This is a genomic window from Limimaricola cinnabarinus (genome assembly GCF_047631075.1).
Taxonomy (GTDB): Bacteria; Pseudomonadota; Alphaproteobacteria; order Rhodobacterales; family Rhodobacteraceae; genus Limimaricola; species Limimaricola cinnabarinus.
This window is the reverse complement of record NZ_JBLHYX010000007.1, coordinates 159,772-178,720: the sequence shown is the minus strand read 5'-3', so window position 1 is coordinate 178,720 and position 18,949 is coordinate 159,772. Positions and strand designations below refer to the sequence as shown.

At 67.0% G+C, this 18,949-nt stretch carries 19 protein-coding genes and 1 tRNA gene; 4 read left to right on the top strand and 16 right to left on the bottom strand.

The window, feature by feature from the left end:
- Both ACJASC_RS08170 and ACJASC_RS08165 read right to left on the bottom strand, forming a co-directional pair.
- A partial coding sequence (locus ACJASC_RS08170) for a cbb3-type cytochrome c oxidase subunit I (protein ID WP_415145064.1) occupies window positions 1–447 on the bottom strand: 447 nt, incomplete at its 3' end.
- Window positions 444–1,295 carry a cytochrome ubiquinol oxidase subunit II family protein gene (locus ACJASC_RS08165; protein ID WP_415145062.1) on the bottom strand — a complete coding sequence of 284 codons (852 nt, stop codon included), beginning with the start codon at window positions 1,293–1,295 and terminating at the stop codon, window positions 444–446. The genes ACJASC_RS08165 and ACJASC_RS08170, both read right to left, overlap by 4 nt.
- 442 nt (window positions 1,296–1,737) lie before the next feature.
- Here ACJASC_RS08165 and ACJASC_RS08160 point away from each other — a divergent pair, with 442 nt between their 5' ends.
- Entirely contained in the window at window positions 1,738–2,445 is a 708-nt protein-coding gene (locus tag ACJASC_RS08160; protein WP_415145060.1) for a ribonuclease activity regulator RraA, read from the top strand.
- Complete coding sequence (locus ACJASC_RS08155; protein WP_415145058.1) at window positions 2,442–3,365, top strand: dihydrodipicolinate synthase family protein; 924 nt, start codon at window positions 2,442–2,444, stop codon at window positions 3,363–3,365. The genes ACJASC_RS08160 and ACJASC_RS08155 overlap by 4 nt, the downstream gene beginning before the upstream one ends.
- Here ACJASC_RS08155 and ACJASC_RS08150 read toward each other — a convergent pair.
- From ACJASC_RS08150 to ACJASC_RS08135, 4 genes are all read right to left on the bottom strand, one after another.
- A complete protein-coding gene (locus tag ACJASC_RS08150) occupies window positions 3,362–4,114 on the bottom strand; it encodes an RlmE family RNA methyltransferase (RefSeq protein WP_415145056.1) in 753 nt (250 codons plus the stop codon). The genes ACJASC_RS08155 and ACJASC_RS08150 overlap by 4 nt on opposite strands.
- Window positions 4,115–4,209: 95 nt before the next feature.
- Window positions 4,210–5,265, bottom strand: a complete 1,056-nt coding sequence (locus ACJASC_RS08145) for a dihydropteroate synthase (protein WP_415145054.1) — start codon at window positions 5,263–5,265, stop codon at window positions 4,210–4,212.
- Between the two features lie 36 nt (window positions 5,266–5,301).
- Window positions 5,302–6,210, bottom strand: a complete 909-nt coding sequence (locus ACJASC_RS08140) for a methylenetetrahydrofolate reductase (RefSeq protein ID WP_415145052.1) — start codon at window positions 6,208–6,210, stop codon at window positions 5,302–5,304.
- Between the two features lie 23 nt (window positions 6,211–6,233).
- Window positions 6,234–6,530, bottom strand: coding sequence for a virulence factor (locus ACJASC_RS08135; protein ID WP_341214394.1), 297 nt, complete (start codon window positions 6,528–6,530; stop codon window positions 6,234–6,236).
- Between the two features lie 248 nt (window positions 6,531–6,778).
- Between ACJASC_RS08135 and ACJASC_RS08130 the strand changes: the two genes are divergently transcribed.
- Both ACJASC_RS08130 and ACJASC_RS08125 read left to right on the top strand, forming a co-directional pair.
- On the top strand, window positions 6,779–7,888 hold the full coding sequence (locus ACJASC_RS08130) for a Ppx/GppA phosphatase family protein (protein ID WP_415145050.1): 1,110 nt from the start codon (window positions 6,779–6,781) through the stop codon (window positions 7,886–7,888).
- 157 nt (window positions 7,889–8,045) lie between these two features.
- Window positions 8,046–10,391 carry a Tex family protein gene (locus tag ACJASC_RS08125; RefSeq protein WP_415145048.1) on the top strand — a complete coding sequence of 782 codons (2,346 nt, stop codon included), beginning with the start codon at window positions 8,046–8,048 and terminating at the stop codon, window positions 10,389–10,391.
- Between the two features lie 261 nt (window positions 10,392–10,652).
- Here ACJASC_RS08125 and ACJASC_RS08120 read toward each other — a convergent pair.
- The 10 genes from ACJASC_RS08120 to iscR form a co-directional block, all read right to left on the bottom strand.
- Window positions 10,653–10,729 (bottom strand) — tRNA-Arg (locus ACJASC_RS08120).
- Between the two features lie 74 nt (window positions 10,730–10,803).
- Complete coding sequence (locus ACJASC_RS08115) at window positions 10,804–12,024, bottom strand: cysteine desulfurase (RefSeq protein WP_415145046.1); 1,221 nt, start codon at window positions 12,022–12,024, stop codon at window positions 10,804–10,806.
- A complete protein-coding gene (locus ACJASC_RS08110; RefSeq protein ID WP_415145044.1) occupies window positions 12,017–12,613 on the bottom strand; it encodes a Yip1 family protein in 597 nt (198 codons plus the stop codon). Before ACJASC_RS08110 ends, ACJASC_RS08115 begins: the two co-directional genes overlap by 8 nt.
- Window positions 12,614–12,617: 4 nt before the next feature.
- Window positions 12,618–13,103 (bottom strand): hypothetical protein, encoded by a 486-nt coding sequence (locus tag ACJASC_RS08105; RefSeq protein ID WP_415145042.1) that lies wholly within the window; start codon window positions 13,101–13,103, stop codon window positions 12,618–12,620.
- 1 nt (window position 13,104) lies between these two features.
- Window positions 13,105–14,388, bottom strand: a complete 1,284-nt coding sequence (gene sufD / locus ACJASC_RS08100; protein ID WP_415145040.1) for a Fe-S cluster assembly protein SufD — start codon at window positions 14,386–14,388, stop codon at window positions 13,105–13,107.
- A complete protein-coding gene (gene sufC / locus ACJASC_RS08095; protein ID WP_415145038.1) occupies window positions 14,388–15,143 on the bottom strand; it encodes a Fe-S cluster assembly ATPase SufC in 756 nt (251 codons plus the stop codon). Before sufC ends, sufD begins: the two co-directional genes overlap by 1 nt.
- Window positions 15,144–15,160: 17 nt before the next feature.
- Window positions 15,161–15,754, bottom strand: coding sequence for an O-methyltransferase (locus tag ACJASC_RS08090; RefSeq protein WP_415145036.1), 594 nt, complete (start codon window positions 15,752–15,754; stop codon window positions 15,161–15,163).
- Window positions 15,754–17,289: a Fe-S cluster assembly protein SufB gene (gene sufB / locus ACJASC_RS08085; RefSeq protein ID WP_415145034.1), complete on the bottom strand. Its 1,536-nt coding sequence runs from the start codon at window positions 17,287–17,289 to the stop codon at window positions 15,754–15,756. The genes ACJASC_RS08090 and sufB overlap by 1 nt, the downstream gene beginning before the upstream one ends.
- A 19-nt stretch (window positions 17,290–17,308) precedes the next feature.
- Entirely contained in the window at window positions 17,309–18,352 is a 1,044-nt protein-coding gene (locus ACJASC_RS08080) for a cysteine desulfurase family protein (RefSeq protein ID WP_415145032.1), read from the bottom strand.
- Window positions 18,349–18,807, bottom strand: coding sequence for a Fe-S cluster assembly transcriptional regulator IscR (iscR, locus tag ACJASC_RS08075; RefSeq protein ID WP_021692954.1), 459 nt, complete (start codon window positions 18,805–18,807; stop codon window positions 18,349–18,351). The genes ACJASC_RS08080 and iscR overlap by 4 nt, the downstream gene beginning before the upstream one ends.
- Window positions 18,808–18,949 lie beyond the last annotated feature (142 nt).

Below are 18,949 nucleotides of genomic sequence, written 5' to 3'. Positions count from 1 at the left end.
CAACGGCATGACGAAGTTGATGACGCCGGTCAGGAACGGCATCGCCATGAAGAAGATCATGATCGTGCCATGGGTCGAAAACAGCTGGCCGAAATGCTCGGGGCTGAGAAAGCCGCCCCCCAGACCCGCCGCCTGCTGCATGCGCATCACCGACGCCTCGGCCAGCGCCCGCGCCAGCATGACGAAGGCGAGCACGACATACATGATGCCGATCTTCTTGTGATCGAGGCTGGTCAGCCAATCACGCCAGAGCGTCCCCCAGAGCCGATGCCGGGTCAGCGCCCAGATGGTGACCAGCGTGCCCAGCACCATGATCCCTGCCGCTCCGCTCGCGATAAGGCCGTTGATGATGCTCGACGCGCTCGGATGCGTCACCATTTCCCAAAACGGCAGGGCATTCCAGTCGAGCCGCCCCAGCGCGGCATCGAGGAGACCGGCGAGCGTCATCGACCGGCTGCCATGTCATGCGGGGCCATCGGGGCCTTGGTGGTCTCCGCCATCACCTGTGCGAAGAGGTCGTCCGGCAGGCCGCCGAACAAGATCTCGTCGCTGGGGCGGTCCAGCGCGTAGGCCAGATCGGAGGCCACGCCCTTTTGTTCCAAGGCGTCCAGCGCCGCCGTATCAAGGGCCGACGCAGTCGCGGCATTTCGCGCCCAACCCTCGAACGCCGCCTCGTCCATCGCAACGGCCTCGAACTTCTGCATGTGAAAGCCCTCGCCGTTGTATTGGGAGTTCTCGCCCCTGAACCGCCCCGGCGCATCCGCCCCGAGATGCAGCCATGTCGACATGCCGCCCATGGCATAGACCTGACTGCCGAGCGCGGGGACGAAGAACGACTGCATCACCGTGGCCGAGGTCAGCTCGATCTCCAACGGCCGCCCCGCTGGAAAGGCCAGCAGATCGACGCTGGCGATGCCGAGATCGGGATAAAGGAACAGCCATTTCCAGTCGTATCCCACGGCCTGCACCCGCAACGAATTGGCATCCGAGGCGAGCGGCGCATAGGGGTCGAGCCGCGTCGTGTTGACCCACAGCAACACCGCGAGAGCCGCCACCACCAGCGCCGGGCCGCCCCACAGGGCGATCTCCCACCCCCGCGAGAAGCCCCATCGCGGCTCGTAATCCGCGCCGCCGCGATCACGGTAGCGCCAGAGCAACCACGGCGTCAGCGTCAGCACAGGCAGCACCACCAGCGCCATCAGAGCCGTGACCTGCCAGAAGTGCGTTCGCTGCTGCGCGGCCACCGGCCCTTGGGGATCGAGGAAGCTTTCGACGCCGCATCCCGACAAGAGCACCAGACCAAGGGTTGCCGCCCCGCACAGCCCCGCTACCCGGCGCGCGGCATGGCGAAGCCATGGCAGTGCGCCGCTCCCGAAGGTGGGCCGCCTTGAGGGGGTGGGACAAGAGCCCGCCCCGGTCCCCTTGGGACTTGATCGATGTCGTTTCATCGCTGCAGGACCTAGAGAGAAAATGGTGACGGGAAAGACCGGCGACGCCACAAGGTAAGCCAGTTACCAAGTCCCCCCTGTGGCCCGCGCGGCGCGTTGATCCGCAGAACCCCACCGGGCCGACCTGCCCGCTCGCGGCCCCGCGAGGACCGGCTGAACCGTTCACAGCCGAACCACGCCTTCAATGCGACATACGGGAGCGATCGCATCTTGGCACGCGCCGCGTTCTCTCCCACTCTGCACCGCGAGGCGGGGCCGCTGGCACCGCGGGGAGAAACACGAGGCACCCATGACACTTACGACCGAAACCGCCGACGCGCTGCGCGCGGTGACGACCGCGACGCTGACCACCATCCTACTCAAGAAGGGGCTGCGCAACGTGTGGATTCGCGGTGCCATGCCGATGCGCGAGGGCGAGACGCGCGTGGTCGGCCCGGCCTTCACCTTCCGCTTCGTGCCCGCGCGCGAGGATCTGGCCACCCCCGCCTCGTGGGGTAGCCCGATCTCGACCCGCGCCGCGATCGAAGAAATGCCCGAGGGCGCGATCGCGGTGATCGACGCCATGGGCATCGTCGATGCCGGTGTGTTCGGCGACATCCTGTGCGCGCGCATGGTCAAGCGCGGGGCGGCGGCGCTCATCACCGACGGGGTGATCCGCGACCGCGCCGGGGTGATGCAGACCGGCCTGCCGATCTGGGCGCGCGGGGCCGCAGCACCACCCTCCGTCGCCGGCCTGACCTTCGTGGGCTGGCAGGAGACGGTAGGCTGCGGCGGCGTCTGCGTGGTGCCGGGCGACGTGATCGTGGCCGATGCCGACGGCGCCGTGGTGATCCCCGCCATGCTGGTCGAGGAGGTCACAGCCGAAGCCATCGAGCAGGAGCGCCTCGAAGGCTGGATCGTCGAGGAGGTCGAGCGCGGCGAGAAGCTGCCCGGCCTCTACCCGATGAACGAGGCCACGAAGGCGCGTTACGCGGCATGGAAGGAGGGCCGGTCATGATTTCGGCCGAGACGCGCGGCGTCTTCGCCATCGCGCCGACGCCGTTCCTGCCAAGCGGCGCGCTCGACATCGCCTCATTGGGGCGGATGACCGAACGCTACCGCGCCTGCGGCGTCGACGGTCTGACGATCCTCGGGATCATGGGCGAGGCGCAAAAGCTCGAACCCGAGGAAAACCTCGCGGTGGTGCGCGAGGTGATCGCCCATGCGAAGGGCCTGCCCGTGGTGGTCGGCATCTCCGCGCCGGGCTTCGCGGCGATGAAGCGGCTCTCGGCGGCGGCGATGGAGATGGGGGCAGCAGGTGTGATGATGACGCCCCCCGCCGCGATGCGCAGCGACGACCAGATCGCGGGCTGGTTCTCGGGGGCCGTGGCGCAAATCGGCGGCGACGTGCCCTTCGTGCTGCAGGATCACCCCACGGCGACCGGGGTGGTCATGTCCAACGCGGTGATCCGCCGCGTCGTGGACGAGAACCCGTCTTGCGTGATGCTCAAGCACGAGGATTGGCCGGGGCTGGAGAAGATCTCGGCGATCAGGCGCTGGCAGGCGGCGGGCGAGATGCGCGCCCTGTCGATCCTGTGCGGCAACGGCGCCCTGTTTCTCGACATGGAGATGGCGCGCGGGGCCGATGGCGCGATGACCGGCTATGCCTTTCCCGAGATGCTGCGCCGCGTGGTCGATCTCTCAGTCAACGACCGCGACGCGGCGCAGGACGTTTACGACGCGCATCTGCCACTTCTGCGCTACGAGCATCAGCCCGGCGTCGGCCTCGCGGTGCGCAAGCACATCCTGGCGCGGCGCGGCTTCATCGCACATGGGGACCTGCGCGCCCCCGGCGCCGGCCCGAGCGAGGCCACGCGCGCCGAGATCGACTACCTGCTGGCGCGGCTCGCGGCTCGCGATCCCGGCTGCGGTCTCTAGGCCTCGTCGTCGTCGTTGCGGCCCTTGTAGCCGGTCGCGACGACGAATTTCTCCGAACTGTCGGAGCGCGAGGCGGGCGGCTTGACGTTCTGCACCTTGTCGAACTTCTTTTTCAAAAGCTGCTGCAGGCTGCCCTCGGCCCCGCCCGCCAGCACCTTTGCAACGAAGGTGCCGCCGGGGCTGAGCACGTCGAAGGCGAAATGGGCAGCGGCCTCGCACAGCGCGATGATCCGGAGGTGGTCGGTCTGCTTGTGGCCCGAGGCCGAGGCGGCCATGTCGGACATCACCACGTCGGCCTCCCCGCCGAGCCATTCCTTGACCTGCAGATCGGCGTCGTCTTCCATGAAGTCGAGCTGGTAGATTTCGACACCCGCGATCGGCTCGACCTCTTGCAGATCGACGCCAAGCACGGTGCCGACCTGTTTGCCCGACTTGGCGCCGAGCGCGTTGACCCGTGCGACGGCCACCTGGCACCAGCCGCCGGGCGCGCAGCCCAGATCGACCACACGCGCGCCGGGCACCAGAAAGCGGAACTTCTCGTCGAGCTCGAGGATCTTGTAGGCGGCGCGGCCCCGGTAGCCCTCGGCCTTGGCGCGCTTCACGTAAGGATCGTTGAGCTGCCGCTCGAGCCAGAGCTTGGAGCTCATTTTGCGGCCGCGCGCGGTCTTGACCTTGACGGTCAGGTCGCGCTGCCCGCGACCGGAGGTGTTTCCGGTGCCCGCGCCGGGCTTCTTGGGGGTCGTGGCCATGCCGAGGTCTCCTGATCAGAGACCCCGACTATGCCAAGCGCACGGGTCAGGGCAAGGCCAAGCGGCATCGCCCGCGGGTTTGAAACGCGGCGGCGTCAGGCCCGCCGACGCCGACGGCCGCCATCGCGCCCGCCCCGGCCCTCGCCCGGAACGCCCGGCGGACGGTTGAAGCGGATCCATTCCGCCCCGGAGGGGTCGTTGTCGGTCAGGAAGTTTGCGGCGCGAATCGCGCTCATCTCGCCGCCCGGCTGGGCGCTGCGCGAGCCGATGCCCATCAGGCGGCAGAAGGTCTCGTCGTCCATCTCGTCCGGCACGATGATCCCGGCCGCTTCCAGCTCGGCCCGCTTCTCGGCGATCTTCGCCATCGGCGTCGGCAGCGCGCAGGGGTTCATGATCGCGCTCGTCATGCCCGAGGCGATCGCCATCGGCAGGAAGGCGTTGTTGATCCCGTGCCGGTTGGGCAGGCCGAAGGAGATGTTCGAGGCGCCGCAGGTGGTGTTGACGCCAAGTTCCTCACGCAGGCGGCGCACGAGGGCGAAGACCTGCAGACCGGCGGTCGCCATCGCGCCGATCGGCATCACCAGCGGGTCGACCACGATGTCATGCGCGGGAATGCCGAAATCGGCCGCGCGCTCGACGATCTTCTTGGCGACGGCAAAGCGCACGTCGGGATCCTCGGAGATGCCGGTGTCGTCGTTCGAGATCGCCACCACCGGCACGTTGTATTTCTTGACCAGCGGCAGGACGAGCTCCAGCCGCTCCTCCTCGCCCGTCACCGAGTTCAACAAGGGCCGCCCCTGCGCCGCCGCGAGACCGGCCTCGAGCGCCGCCGGAACCGAGCTGTCGATGCACAGCGGCACGTCGACGAGCCCCTGCACCAGCTCGATGATCTTGGTCATGAGCGGCGGCTCGGTCTCGTTGGGGTTGGGGTTGGAGTTGTAGACCACGCCCGCGTTCACATCGAGCATCGTCGCCCCGCAGGCGACCTGCGCCATGGCATCCTTTTCCACGGTCGAGAAATCGCCCGCCTCGAGCTCGGCGGCGAGCTTCTTGCGGCCCGTGGGGTTGATCCGCTCGCCGATCACGCAGAACGGCTGATCAAAGCCGATGATCGCGGTTTTCGTTTTCGATTCAACGATCGTTCGGGTCATTCTCAATCCTTGTCATTGGCCGTTCGGCCTGAAATCTCAGCGGGCCGCGCTGTGCTGCACGGGGTGCCGCGCGGCCAGCCAGTCGGCGCTGGCAGCGATGCCGCCAAGCGGGAAAAGATGCGCCTGCTCCAGCCCGAGCCGCGGCTCGGCCGACCGCGCGCTCTCCAGCGCGGCGGCGATCTCGTCGGGCGCATAGGGCACGAGCAAGTGGCTGACGTCCATCGCCCGTTTCTGCAACACTTTCAACGACGGGCCAACCCCGCAGGCCATGGCGTATTTGATCAGCGTCTGAAGCTTGGCCGGCCCCGCGAGGCCGACATGCACCGGCAGGTCGATGCCGGCGGCGCGAATGGTGCGGGCCCAGTCGATCACTGGCGCGGCGTCAAAGACGAACTGCGTGACGAGCGCCATCGCCGCGTCGGAGCGGTTCGCGAAATCCTGTTTCCAGCGCAGCGCGTCGCGCACCACCGCGTCGCAGCCGTCGGCATCGATGTCGCGGTTGCCCTCGGGGTGGCCCGCCACGTGCAGCCGCTCAAAGCCCGCGCGATCGAACTCGCCGCTCTCGAGAAGCTGCATCGAGGAATGGAAATCGCCGCGCGGGGTGGCGATGCCGCCCGCCAGCACCAGCGCCTCCTTGACCCCCGCCTCGCCCTGATAGCGCGCGATCCAGTCGCCAAGCTGGGCGCGGCTCTCGATGCTGCGGGCCGGGAAATGCGGCATCACGGCAAAACCTTCGGCGGCGATGCGTTTCGCCGTCGCCACCATCTCATCAATCGGCGTGCCGTCGATATGGGCGATATAGACGCGCGTACCCGCGGGCAGGAGGGCGGCGAAACTGTCGACCTTGGCCGCGGTGCGCGGCATCACCTCGATCGAGGCGCGGACGGTGAGATCACCACCCCGGGCGGGCGCGGGTTTCGCGCGGCGGAAGGTCAACAGGGACATCAGCACCTCCTTGAGGGCGCGGGTCATTCGCGCCCGTTATTGTCGATCAGCGCCTTGAGACGCGCCGTGTCGTATTCGGCCTCGACCCGCTCGGCCGCGACGCGCGCGGCCTCGTCGGGCTCGCCTTCGATCTCGCCCCACGGCGCCTTGCGCCATTCGGCGAGGTAGTCGTCGGTGCCCGCCGCCCCCGATTTCATCGCCGCGCGGTCGATGGCCTGTTCGAACCGCTCGGAGAGCTGGATCTTGGTGCCGCGCCGACCACGGCCGACGATCACCTGAGCGGGCATGTCGCGCCACAGAACGAGCGTGATTTCGGGCATTGCGGGTCCTTTCCTCGACTTTGCTGATATCGTGCCACGCCGCCCCGACAGGGTCGGAATTCGACATTCTGGCCGCGTGGCGCGACGCCGCTCCTTGTCGCAGGCCGGGGCCACCGCCGCCAGAGCGGCGAATCGCAGAAATCCCCAAGATCGTGATGAGCTACGTTGCGACGGGAGACATCGCGGCGCTTGCGTGACGGCGGCACAGCCCCTACCCTGAACCCAACTCGATATTGGAGGGCGTGTTCATGACGCCCATGCGTCCCGACGGTGCGGGCGTGTTCCCGAAAGCGGTGAGATCCCCCGCGCCAGATCCGGATCAGGCGACGCTCTATGCCGCGCTTGATCTTGGTACAAACAGCTGTCGGATGCTGATTGCCCAACCCAAGGGCAGCCAGTTTCACGTCGTCGACAGCTTTTCAAAGACGGTCCAGCTGGGCCACGGGCTCGAGCAGACGGGCCGGCTTTCGCGCGCCTCGATGAATCGCACCATCGGCGCGATCCGGATCTGTCGGCAAAAGCTGCAGAAGCACGGCGTGACCCGGATGCGGCTCGTCGCGACCGAGGCGTGCCGCCGTGCCAAGAACGGCCGGGCCTTTCTCGCGCAGGTGCAGCGCGACACCGGTCTCAGGCTCGACGTGATCCGCCCCGAAGAAGAAGCGCGGCTCGCGGTGATCTCCTGCGCGCCGCTGGTCTCGACCAAGACCGAGCAGCTTCTCGTCGTCGACATCGGCGGCGGCTCGACCGAGCTTGTCTGGATCGACCTCACCAACGTGCCCAAGCGCGAACGCCCCCGCGCGATCATGCGGTTGCATTCGGGGTTTCATCAGGACCCCGGCCCCTTCGCCGCCGGCAAGGTAGTGGACTGGATCTCGGTGCCCTTGGGGGTGGCGACGCTGCGCGATCAGTTTCAGGACGTGGAGGACGACGCCGCGCGCTTCGCGCTGATGAGCTGGTTCTTCGAGGAGAACCTCGCGGGCTTTGCGCCATCGGCCTCCGAACAGGCGCGCGAGGGCTTTCAGATCATCGGCACCTCGGGCACCGTCACCACCGTCGCCGCGAGCCATCTTGGCCTGAGACGTTACGATCGCAACAAGGTGGACGGTCTGCGCATGACCTCCGACCAGATCGACGCTGTGATCCGCGACTACCTCGCGCTCGGCCCCGAGGGACGGCGCGACGATCCGCGCATCGGCCGCGACCGGCAGGCGCTGATCATGTCCGGCTCGGCGATCCTTCAGGCGCTGATGCGGCTGTGGCCCACCGACCGGCTGTCGGTGGCGGATCGCGGCCTGCGCGAGGGGCTGCTCTATGCCCAGATGAGCGCCGATGGCGTGCTGGAGGACGGGCCTTACTAGGCACGCCGCGGCAAAACGGACGGCGCAAGCGACCCCGGAAGGCCGCCCATAACCTCCTGTTCGGTGACAATCCGCCTTCGGAGCCCGGTGGGACGGTCACCCTTTTGCCCCCCGCGCCACGGGCGTATGTAGGCGCCACAGGGATGAAAGGACTACCATGGATCGCGCCACCCGCATCAACCGGACCATCGGCCAGGACATCGGGGCGAACGCGACCCAAGTCGCGGCCGCGATCAGGCTTCTCGACGAGGGCGCGACGGTCCCCTTCGTCGCGCGCTATCGCAAGGAGGCCACGGGCGGGCTCGATGATGCGCAGCTGCGCCTGCTGGCCGACCGCTTGGGCTATCTACGTGACATGGACGACCGGCGCGACGCGATCCTCAAGTCGATCCGCGAGCAGGACAAGCTCACCGAGGCGCTGGCCCGCGCCATCGATGCGGCCACGACCAAGGTCGAACTCGAAGACATCTACCTGCCCTACAAGCCAAAGCGCCGCACAAAGGCGATGATCGCGCGCGAGAACGGGCTGCAACCGCTGCGCGACGCGATCATGGCGGATCGGAAACGCGACCCTGAAGAACTCGCCAAGTCCTATCTGAGCGAAGCGGTGCCGGAGGTGAAGGAGGCGCTGAACGGCGCGCGTGACATCCTGACCGAGGAGCTGTCGGAGACCGCCGACCTGCTGGGCGACCTGCGCGGCTACCTGCGCCGGGAGGCGCTCGTGACCGCCAAGGTGGTCCCCGGTCAGGAAGAGGCCGGAGCCAAGTTCTCAGACTATTTCAACCATTCCGAGAAGTGGTCGACCATGCCGTCGCACCGCGCCCTCGCCCTGCTTCGCGCGATGAAGGAAGGTGTCATCCGTTTCGACATCGGCCCCGACAAGGAGGTCGGCGAACCCCGCTGCGAGTCCATGGTCGCTGCCCGGCTGCAGCCCTCGGGCGACGGTCCGGGCGACCGATGGCTGCGCGAAGTGGCGAGCTGGGCCTGGCGGGTGAAGCTTTCGACGACGATGATGACGGAACTCGTCGCCGAGCTGCGCGCCCGCGCGCATGAAGGGGCGATCTCGGTCTTCGCGCGCAACCTCAAGGATCTGCTGCTGGCCGCACCGGCTGGCGCCCGACCGACGCTCGGCCTCGATCCGGGCATCCGCACCGGCGTGAAGGCTGCCGTGATCGACGCCACCGGCAAGGTGCTGGCCACCGACACGCTCTACCCGTTCCAGCCGCGCAAGGACGTGCAAGGCGCGCAGGCGGCGATCCTGCGGCTCGTCAAGGCGCATGGGATCGACCTCATCGCCATCGGCAACGGCACCGCCTCGCGCGAGACCGAAAAGCTGGTCGCCGACACCATCGCCCTGCTGCCCGCCGACGCCAAGAAGCCGACCAAAGTGATCGTCAGCGAGGCCGGCGCTTCGGTTTATTCCGCCTCCGAACTGGCGTCCAAGGAGTTCCCCGACCTCGACGTGTCGCTGCGCGGGGCGGTCTCGATCGCCCGGCGGCTTCAGGACCCGCTCGCCGAGCTGGTAAAGATCGAGCCCAAGAGCATCGGCGTCGGCCAGTACCAGCACGACGTCGACCAGCGCCGCCTGTCGAAATCGCTTGAGGCGGTGGTCGAGGACGCAGTGAACGCGGTGGGCGTCGATCTCAACACCGCCTCCGCACCGCTTCTGGCGCATGTCTCCGGCCTCACTCCGGGGCTGGCGGAATCGATCGTCGCCCATCGTGACGCGGCCGGTGCCTTCACCAGCCGCAAGGCGCTCCTGAAGGTCGCGCGTCTTGGCCCCCGCGCCTTCGAGCAATGCGCCGGTTTCCTGCGCATCCGCGACGGGAGCGAGCCGCTCGACGCCTCGGCGGTGCACCCCGAGGCCTACGGCCTGGCGCGCCGGATCATCGCCGATTGCGGCCGTGACCTGCGCGCGCTCCAGTCCGATCCGGCGGCGCTGAAGTCCCTTCGGGCCGAGGCCTATGTCGACGAGAGCTTCGGCCTCCCGACCGTGCGCGACATCCTCTCCGAGTTGGAAAAGCCCGGTCGCGACCCGCGCCCCAGCTTCAAGACGGCGAGCTTTGCCGAAGGCATCGAGCAGATCGGCGATCTGCGCGAGGGCATGGTGCTCGAAGGCACGGTGACCAATGTCGCGGCTTTTGGGGCTTTCGTGGATATCGGCGTGCATCAGGACGGCCTCGTTCATGTGAGCCAGCTCGCCGACCGGTTCGTCAAGGACCCCCACGAAGTGGTGAAGGCCGGTGACGTGGTGAAGGTGCGCGTGACCGAGGTCGACGTGGCCCGCAAGCGCATTGGCCTGACCATGCGCAAGGATGGCGGCGCCTCAGCCAAGGACGACCGCAATGCCCGCGGCGATCGGCGACAGGAGCGGCCCCACGACATTCCGAAGAAGACCGGCACGCCAGCTCGCAAGGATGGCCAGAGGGGCGGCGCGCCTGCGGGCGGCGATCAACCCGGCGCTTTCGGCTCGGCCTTGCTGGAGGCGATGAAGAAGCGCTGAAATCTCTCGCCGCCGCTCGTTCCTTCGGGCGGCGGCCTGCACTGCCTCTCCTTTGGCAAGCGGTTGCGGGGCCTGCCTTACCAGTTTGTCGCTTCTAGCGCTGTCCGACGAGATCGGCAGCGTCGCGCCCGACATCCGAAGCTCACCCCATCGAATTGCCCGTAGCGTCGAACGATACCGGAACCTCTGTTCAGTCCCGTGCAATACGCACGGACCCACACACGATGCAGCTCGTCGAACTAATGTGATATAGGAAGGATATGGTGCACCCGACAGGATTCGAACCTGTGGCCTCTGCCTTCGGAGGGCAGCGCTCTATCCAGCTGAGCTACGGGTGCCAATGGGCGTTCGATAGGCGAAACCGGACGCGGGCGCAACGGCTTTTCGCCGCCGCCCCCGCGTCAATTCGCACTCAGCCGAACAGCTCGTGGCAAAGTTCGAGCGCGTCGACGAGGCGGTCGACCTCGGCCTCGGTGTTGTAGAGGCCGAACGAGGCGCGGCAGGTCGCACCGACGCCCAAATGGTCCATCAGCGGCATCGCGCAATGGGTGCCGGCCCGCACCGCGATGCCCTTCTTGTCGAGCACGGTCGAGATGTCGTGTGCATGCGCGCCGCCCTCGATGGTGAGCGAGAAGATCGCGCCCTTTCCGGCCGAGTTGCCTTGGACATTAAGCCAGTTCAGCCCCTTGAACCGCTCGATCGCCCGATCGCGCAGGCGCCTCTCATGCGCGGCGATGTCGTCCATCCCGACGCCCATCATCCAGTCGAGCGCCACGCCCATGCCGATGGTCGAAACGATGGACGGCGTGCCGGCCTCGAACCGCATCGGCGGTTCGTTATAGGTCACCGTGTCGCGCGTCACCCGATCGATCATGTCGCCGCCGCCCATGAAGGGGCGCATCTCGGCCATGCGTTCGCGCCGCACATAGATCGCGCCCGCGCCCGACGGGCCATAGAGCTTGTGACCGGTGATCGCATAGAAATCGCAGCCGATCGCCTGAACGTCGACCGGCATGTGCACCGCCGCCTGGCTGCCATCGACGAGCACCGGCACGCCGCGGGCGCGCGCACCGTCGCAGATCGCCTTCACGTCGACCACGGTGCCGAGCACGTTGGACATGTGGGTCACGGCCACGAGTTTGGTCTTCGGCCCGATCGCGTCGATCACCGCCTGCGGGTCGAGATCTCCATTGGCGTCCACGTCGACCCATTTGATCACCACGCCCTGCCGCTCGCGCAGGAAATGCCACGGCACGATGTTGGCGTGGTGCTCCATGATCGACAGCACGATCTCGTCGCCCGGCTCCATGCGCGGCATGGCACAGCCATAGGCGACCATGTTGATGCCTTCGGTGGTGCCGGTGTTGAGGATGATCTCCTCGGCGCTGGCGGCATTGAGGAACTTGCGCACCACGTCGCGGGTGCCCTCGTATCTCTCGGTCGAGATGGTCGAGAGCGTGTGCAGTCCGCGATGCACGTTCGAGTATTCCTGCGCATAGCCACGGTTGATCGCGTCGATCACCACCTGCGGCTTTTGCGCCGAGGCGCCGTTGTCGAGATAGACCAGCGGCACGCCATTGATCTCGCGCGACAGGATCGGGAACTGGGCCCGGATCTCTTCGACGTCATACATTGGGCAATCCTCCCTGGGCGGTCAGCCCGGTGAGCGCCAGCAGCAGCGCGAGCGCCGTGCCGATGGCGATGAAGGCAAGAAACAGCGCCACCATGGCCCGGCCGACGCCGCGAAAACCATGCAGCACCTGAATGAAGCGGGCGAGGCACCAGAAGAGCCAGACGAGCCCCGCGAGACCGATCAACCCCGCGACCGGTGGCAGCACGAGGATCAGCACCCCCTGTACCAGCCGCAATACCATGGCCAGCACCTCGAGCCAGACCACGAGCGCCAGCGCCGAGGCGAAGCGCCCGACCCCGCCGAGCATCCGGCCCGTCGCTGTCACACCGCCCGCGAGCAGCACCAGCGACACGCCCAGGAGCGCCGCATAGCCGAAGGGCGACAAACCGAAGGAGCCGCCCTCCGCGTCCATCGGCATCATCGGCATCGCGCCTTGGATCAGCGCGGTCAGCACCACGCTCAGGCAGGTGACGAGAACCAGCGCCTGCCATGCGGTGGCCGCGCCCGGAAAGCTGCGCAGCAGCCGCGCCGCCGCGTCGCCGGGCGCGCGCAGGCTCAGCCGCAGGAGATCTGTCAGATAGGTCCACATGATCTCAGCCCCGATGCGCGACGGCGGCGCGCAGGCCCTGCGCCCAGAACCAGAAGAATGCCGCGATCCAGATCGCGCCCACAACATGGGCCGCGGGACCCTGCCCGTTGAGTCCCGTCTGAAGCCCGTAGAGCAGCCCCGCAGGCGTCGCCGCGAGAAAGGCCCAGAACAGCGCAAGCCGGGCAGAGAACGCTTGGATGCGGCGCTTGGCCAAACGCAGCGCGAGCCAGCTCAGCCCCGCCACGGCATAGAAGACCAGCGGCCAGAAGAAGATCCACGCCACTAGCTCGTAGGCGACGAGCTTCGACAACTCCTCGCCGGTCTCATGCGCCACCCGCGCCAGCCGCGGCCATTGCGCCACGAAGATCAGCCCGCAGCCCGCCATCAGGAAGGCAATGGCCCGATCCTCGCGCCGCCCCTGATCGAGCAGGTCGGCCACGACCCGGCGCGGATGGCGCCAGGTCCTCAGAATGTCCGAGGACACCGCCATCTCAGCGGCGCCGCTCGAGCCAGCCCGCGAGCTGCCCGCGCAGCGTCTCGGCGAGATCCTCGTCCTCGATCTCGGCCAGAGCCTCGGCGACGAAAGCCAGAACCAGCAGGTCCTGCGCCTTGTCCTCGGGGATGCCGCGCGACTTCAGGTAGAACAGCGCCGTGTCGTCGATGGCACCCGAGGTCGAGCCGTGGCTGCACTGCACGTCGTCGGCATAGATTTCCAGCTCCGGCTTGGCGAGGAAGTTGGCGTCCTCGTCCAGAAGCAGCGACTGGCTGATCTGGTAGCCATCGGTCTTCTGCGCGCCGGGCTCGACCAGGATCTTGCCCTGGAACACGCCGGTGGCGCCGTTGCGCAGCACCTTCTTGAACACCTGACGGCTTTCGCAGTTCACCGCGTCATGAGTGACGAAGACCGTATCATCGTGGTGGAAATCGCGCCCGTCGCCAAGCGCTGCCCCCGCCACATGCGCCACCGCATCGTCGCCCTTAAGTGTGATGATCACCTCGTTGCGGGTCATCATGCCGTTGAGCGAGAGCGTGAAGCTCTTGAAGGTGCTCTCCTCGCCAAGCCGGGCAAAGACATGTGTGGCCGCCCGGCGCTCATGGTCACGGCCCTGCATGCGGACATGGTGGAACGCGCCGCGATCGGCGATGTCCACTTCCATGCCGGTGTTGAGCCGCGCCGCGCCGACACCGCTTTCGAGCAGCGTCAGCTCGGCGCCGTCCTCTACGCGCACCATGTGGCGCAGCACCGCCTCGGCCCGGTCGTCCGAGCGGCGGTAATCGAGGTGCACCGGCTTCGACACTTTGCCGGTCGCGCGCAGGACGATGCCGTCCTCGGCGAAGGCGGTGTTGAAGATCGCCAGCGGACGGTCGACACGGTTCTGACCCGCGGCCTCAAGAACGCCAAGCAAGCCTTTGATCCAATGGATGTCCTTGGTCACGGCTTCCGAGAAGCGCTCGATCTCGAGGTTCTCCTGCGCGAGGTCGTCGGAGGCCTCGGCGTCGAACACGCCGTCGGTGAAGACGACGTGCAGCACCTCGGTCTCCTCGAAGCCCGGCGCGTCGAGGGCGATCTCGGCGCGCGGCGTCTCGGGGGTCAGGAACTCGGCCGGGTTAGTAAAGCGCCAGTATTCGTCGCGGCGATAGGGCAGCCCCATGCCGACAAGGCGGTTGAGCGCGTCATGCCGCGCCTCTCGCGCCCAAGCCGCGCCGCCTTCGGGGATCGAAAGCCCCGAAAGGCGCGCCTCGGTGGCGTCGGATTTCGCTTTGGGAAGCGCCATTACTGCACCTCGTCCATCAGGTCGGCATAGCCGTTCTTTTCGACCTCGAGCGCCAGCTCGGGGCCCCCGGTCTTCACGATGCGGCCATTGGCCATGATGTGCACCACGTCGGGCGTGATGTGGTCGAGCAGACGCTGGTAGTGCGTGATGACAAGAAACGACCGCCCCTCGTTGCGGAGCGCGTTGACGCCGTCGGAGACGAGCTTCATCGCGTCGACGTCGAGGCCCGAGTCGGTCTCGTCGAGGATGCACATCTTCGGCTCGAGAACCGCCATCTGCAGGATCTCGTTGCGCTTCTTCTCGCCACCCGAGAAGCCGACATTGACGGGACGCTTGAGCATCTCGGCGTCGATCTTCAGGTCCTTGGCCTTCTCGCGCACGATCTTGAGGAACTCGGCCGCCGAGGCCTCCTCTTCGCCGCGTGCCTTGCGCTGCGCGTTATAAGCGGTGCGCAGGAAGGTCATGTTGCCGACGCCCGGAATCTCGACCGGGTACTGGAACGCGAGAAAGAGACCGGCGGCGGCGCGCTCCTCGGGCTCCATGTCCAGAAGATCGATGCCCTCAAGCTCGGCGGAGCCTTCGGTCACTTCGTAGCCGTCGCGTCCCGACAGCACGTAGGAGAGCGTCGATTTGCCCGAGCCGTTCGGCCCCATGATCGCATGCACCTGACCTGCGCCGACCTCGAGGTCGACGCCCTTCAGGATCTGCTTGTCCTCTTCTTCAAGTTTGACCTTCAGGCCACTGATCTTAAGCATTTATTTCTCCTTCCGCATCACTTCCTGCGGGTGAATGTCTCTAGGATCCAGGTCAGGTCGTCTGCCGGGATCGATGTGGGATCGAGGGCGAACTCGGCCATGCGGCCATGCATCGCCACCGGGGCGCCGTAGCGTTCGACCTCGTGGTAGATCGGCCGCCCGGCATAATCGTCGAAGAACAACCGCACCGGACGTGTGATCCGGAACAGCGTGGTCAGAAAGCACGCCGCACGGAACCGCCCATCGACCAGAACCACGTCGGGATGGACGAAATCGTCCCGGTCCCAGACGGTCGTCGGATAGCGGTGAAACCGCCGCCAAGTCGAAGCCTCGTCCGCCGGCTGGCCCCACTTGTTCGTGGGGCCGATATCGCCGTGATGCAGATGCACCGTGGCCTCCGGAGGGCTGGCCTCGAACCAGCGGGTCAGCTCCGCGATATAAGCGCGGTCGCTTTCCACGGCGAAGACGGTCCGACCCGGCAGCAGCGCCGCCATCGCGGTTGAACCGCCAGAGCCGTATTCGAGGATCGTGGTCGCACCCTCATAGGCCGCGCCAAGGGCGCGGGCCTCCGCCTCCGGAAAGGCGAAGTCCGGGGGCGCGACCAGATCCATCAGCCGACCGAGCCTTCGAGCGAGATCGCGACGAGGCTTTGGGCCTCCATGGCGAACTCCATCGGCAGCGCCTGCAGGACCTCCTTGCAGAAGCCGTTGACCACGAGGGCCACCGCCTCCTCTTCGTCCATGCCGCGCTGGCGGCAGTAGAACAGCTGCTCGTCATCGACCTTCGAGGTGGTCGCCTCGTGCTCGACGCGAGACGAGTTGTTCTTGACCTCGATATAGGGGACGGTGTGCGCCCCGCATTTGTCGCCGATCAGAAGGCTGTCGCACTGCGTGTAGTTGCGGCTTTCCTTGGCCTTGGGGTGCATCGAGACGAGGCCGCGATAGGTATTCTGCGCCTGCCCAGCCGAGATGCCCTTGGAGACGATGCGCGACTTGGTGCGCTTGCCCAAATGAACCATCTTGGTGCCGGTGTCGGCCTGCTGGTGGTTGTTGGCGATAGCGATCGAATAGAACTCGCCCTGGCTGTCGTCACCGCGCAGGATGCAGGACGGGTATTTCCACGTCACGGCGGAGCCGGTCTCGACCTGGGTCCACATCACCTTGGCCCGGTCGCCGCGGCAATCGGCCCGCTTGGTGACGAAGTTGTAGATGCCGCCCTTGCCGTCCTCGTCGCCCGGATACCAGTTCTGCACCGTGGAATATTTCACCTCGGCGTCTTCCTCGACGATGATCTCGACCACGGCAGCGTGCAGCTGCGCTACGTCGCGCTTGGGCGCGGTGCAGCCTTCGAGATAGGACACGTAAGAGCCCTTGTCGGCGATGATTAGCGTCCGCTCGAACTGGCCGGTGTTCTCGGCGTTGATGCGGAAATAGGTCGACAACTCCATCGGGCAGCGCACGCCCGGCGGCACGTAGACGAAGGAGCCATCCGAGAAGACGGCCGAGTTCAGCGTGGCGTAGAAGTTGTCGGATTGCGGCACCACGGTGCCGAGATACTTCTTCACCAGCTCGGGATGCTCGCGGATCGCCTCCGAGATCGAGCAGAAGATCACGCCCGCCTTCTTCAGCTCGGCCTGAAAGGTCGTGCCGACCGAAACGCTGTCGAACACGGCGTCCACGGCCACCTTGCGCTCACCATCGGCGGGCATGGCCTCGGCGCCCTCGACACCGGCGAGGATCATCTGCTCTTTCAGCGGAATGCCGAGCTTCTTGTAAGTTTCCAGAAGCTTGGGATCGACCTCGTCGAGCGATTTGGGCTTCACTTCCATGCTCTTGGGGCGGGCATAGTAGAAGATGTCCTGAAAATCGATCGGTGCGTATTTCACCATCGACCAGTTCGGCTCGTCGAGCTGCTCCCAGCGGGCAAAGGCCTGCAGACGCCATTCGGTCATCCACTCGGGCTCTTCGTTCTTTTCCGAGATCAGCTTGACGATGCCGGTGTTCACGCCCTTGGGGGCGTAATCCATCTCGATCTCGGTGTTCCAGCCGTGCTTGTAGGCGCCCGACAGCTTCGCCACGGCATCGACCGTTTCCTGGTCGACGCCTTCCTTGGCTTCGTTGGTCATGTCCTTCTCGAGGATCGCCATGACGGTCTCCTTTTGTCACTCACGCCGCGCGGGCGCGCATTTTCCTGTAGGCCGAACTCCAGGCATCCGCGAAACGCATCACCTGTTCTTCGGTCGTCTCTACTCCGAGCGAGACGCGGATCGCGGATTGCGCGACGTCGCTCTCGTATCCCATGGCGGTCAGCACCCGGCTGGGGCGGACCTTGCCGCTCGAACAGGCCGATCCGGCGGAAATCGCGATGCCGGCGAGGTCCATCGCCATCACCTGCGTCTCGCCCTTCCAGCCAGCGGCGGCAAAGCAGCTCGTGTTGGGCAGGCGTGCAGCGCCCCTGCCGGCAAAGATAAGATCTGGTGCGGCGTTTTCCACCGCCTGCTCCATCCTGTCGCGCAGAGTTTTCACCCGGCTCCAGACGCCCTCTCCGAGGTCGCGCTGCGCCGCGCGGGCCGCCGCCGCCATCCCGGCGATGCCGATCACGTTCTCGGTCCCGGCGCGGCGGCCCATCTCCTGCCCGCCCCCCCTGATCCGCGCGGCAAGATCGGTGCCACGCCTGAGGATCAGCACGCCGACCCCCTTGGGCCCGCCGAACTTGTGGGCCGAGAGGATCGCCATGTCGAGGCCGGACCAGTCGAAGGCGAAGGGCACGCGCCCGAAGCCCTGCGTGATGTCCGACACCGCCAGCCCTTGGGGCAGCGACTGGATCACGCCGGTCTCGGAATTGGCGAGCTGCAGCACCGACCGGGCCGGTTCGGCCACCGTGACACCGCCATCCCCATTGACCGGCAGCGCGTCCGACACCCATGCGGCCACGGCGTCATGTTCGACCGCCGCACCGTCGAGCCCGCGCCCGTCGAGCGCCAGTGCCGCGGCCTCGGTCGCCCCTGATACGAAGACGATGTCGGCCGAGGCCGCGCCCGCCGCTTCGGCGATCTCGGCGCGCGCGCGCTCGATCACGGCCTTGGCGGCGCGGCCCTCGGCGTGGACCGAGGACGGGTTGCCGGTGACGTCCATCGTCGCGATCATCGCCTCGCGGGCCTCCGGCCTGAGCGGCGCGGTGGCGTTGTGGTCGAGGTAGATCCGGCTCATTCGTCCACCACATGAAACAGCGTCGGCACGGCCGGGCACGGGGCGAGCCCGTTGCCGGTCACATCCGACAGGCGGGTCTGGTGCAAAAACACGTAGACATGCGCCGAGAGTCCCTCCCAAAGCCGGTTGGTGAGGGATTGCGCCCTGCTGCCCGACGCGCCGCCCGAGACACCCGCGCCCTTGTGCATCGCGCTGACGGTTTCATCGACCGCGCCGAGGATCTCGGCCACCCGGATCTCGGAGGCGGGCCGCGCGAGGCGGTAGCCGCCGCCCGGACCACGCACGCTGTCGACGAGACCGTCGCGGCGCAGCTTGACGAAGAGCTGTTCGAGATAGGGCAGTGAAATGTCCTGACGCCGGGAGATTTCGCCCAGCGTCACCAGCGCGCCCGGAGGCTGCAGCGCCAGATCGGCCAGCGCCACCATGGCATAACGCCCCTTGGTCGACAGCTTCATGGCTCTCCCGCTCCGTTCCGACGCCCGCGTGGGGCCATTGTGATTGACGCCGCAAGGGGGTCTGGTTAACTCCCCTACAGCCGCTCCGATGCAACCGCCTCCGGAGTTAGAACCGTTCTAAGGTGTCCGATGGTTTCTGTCA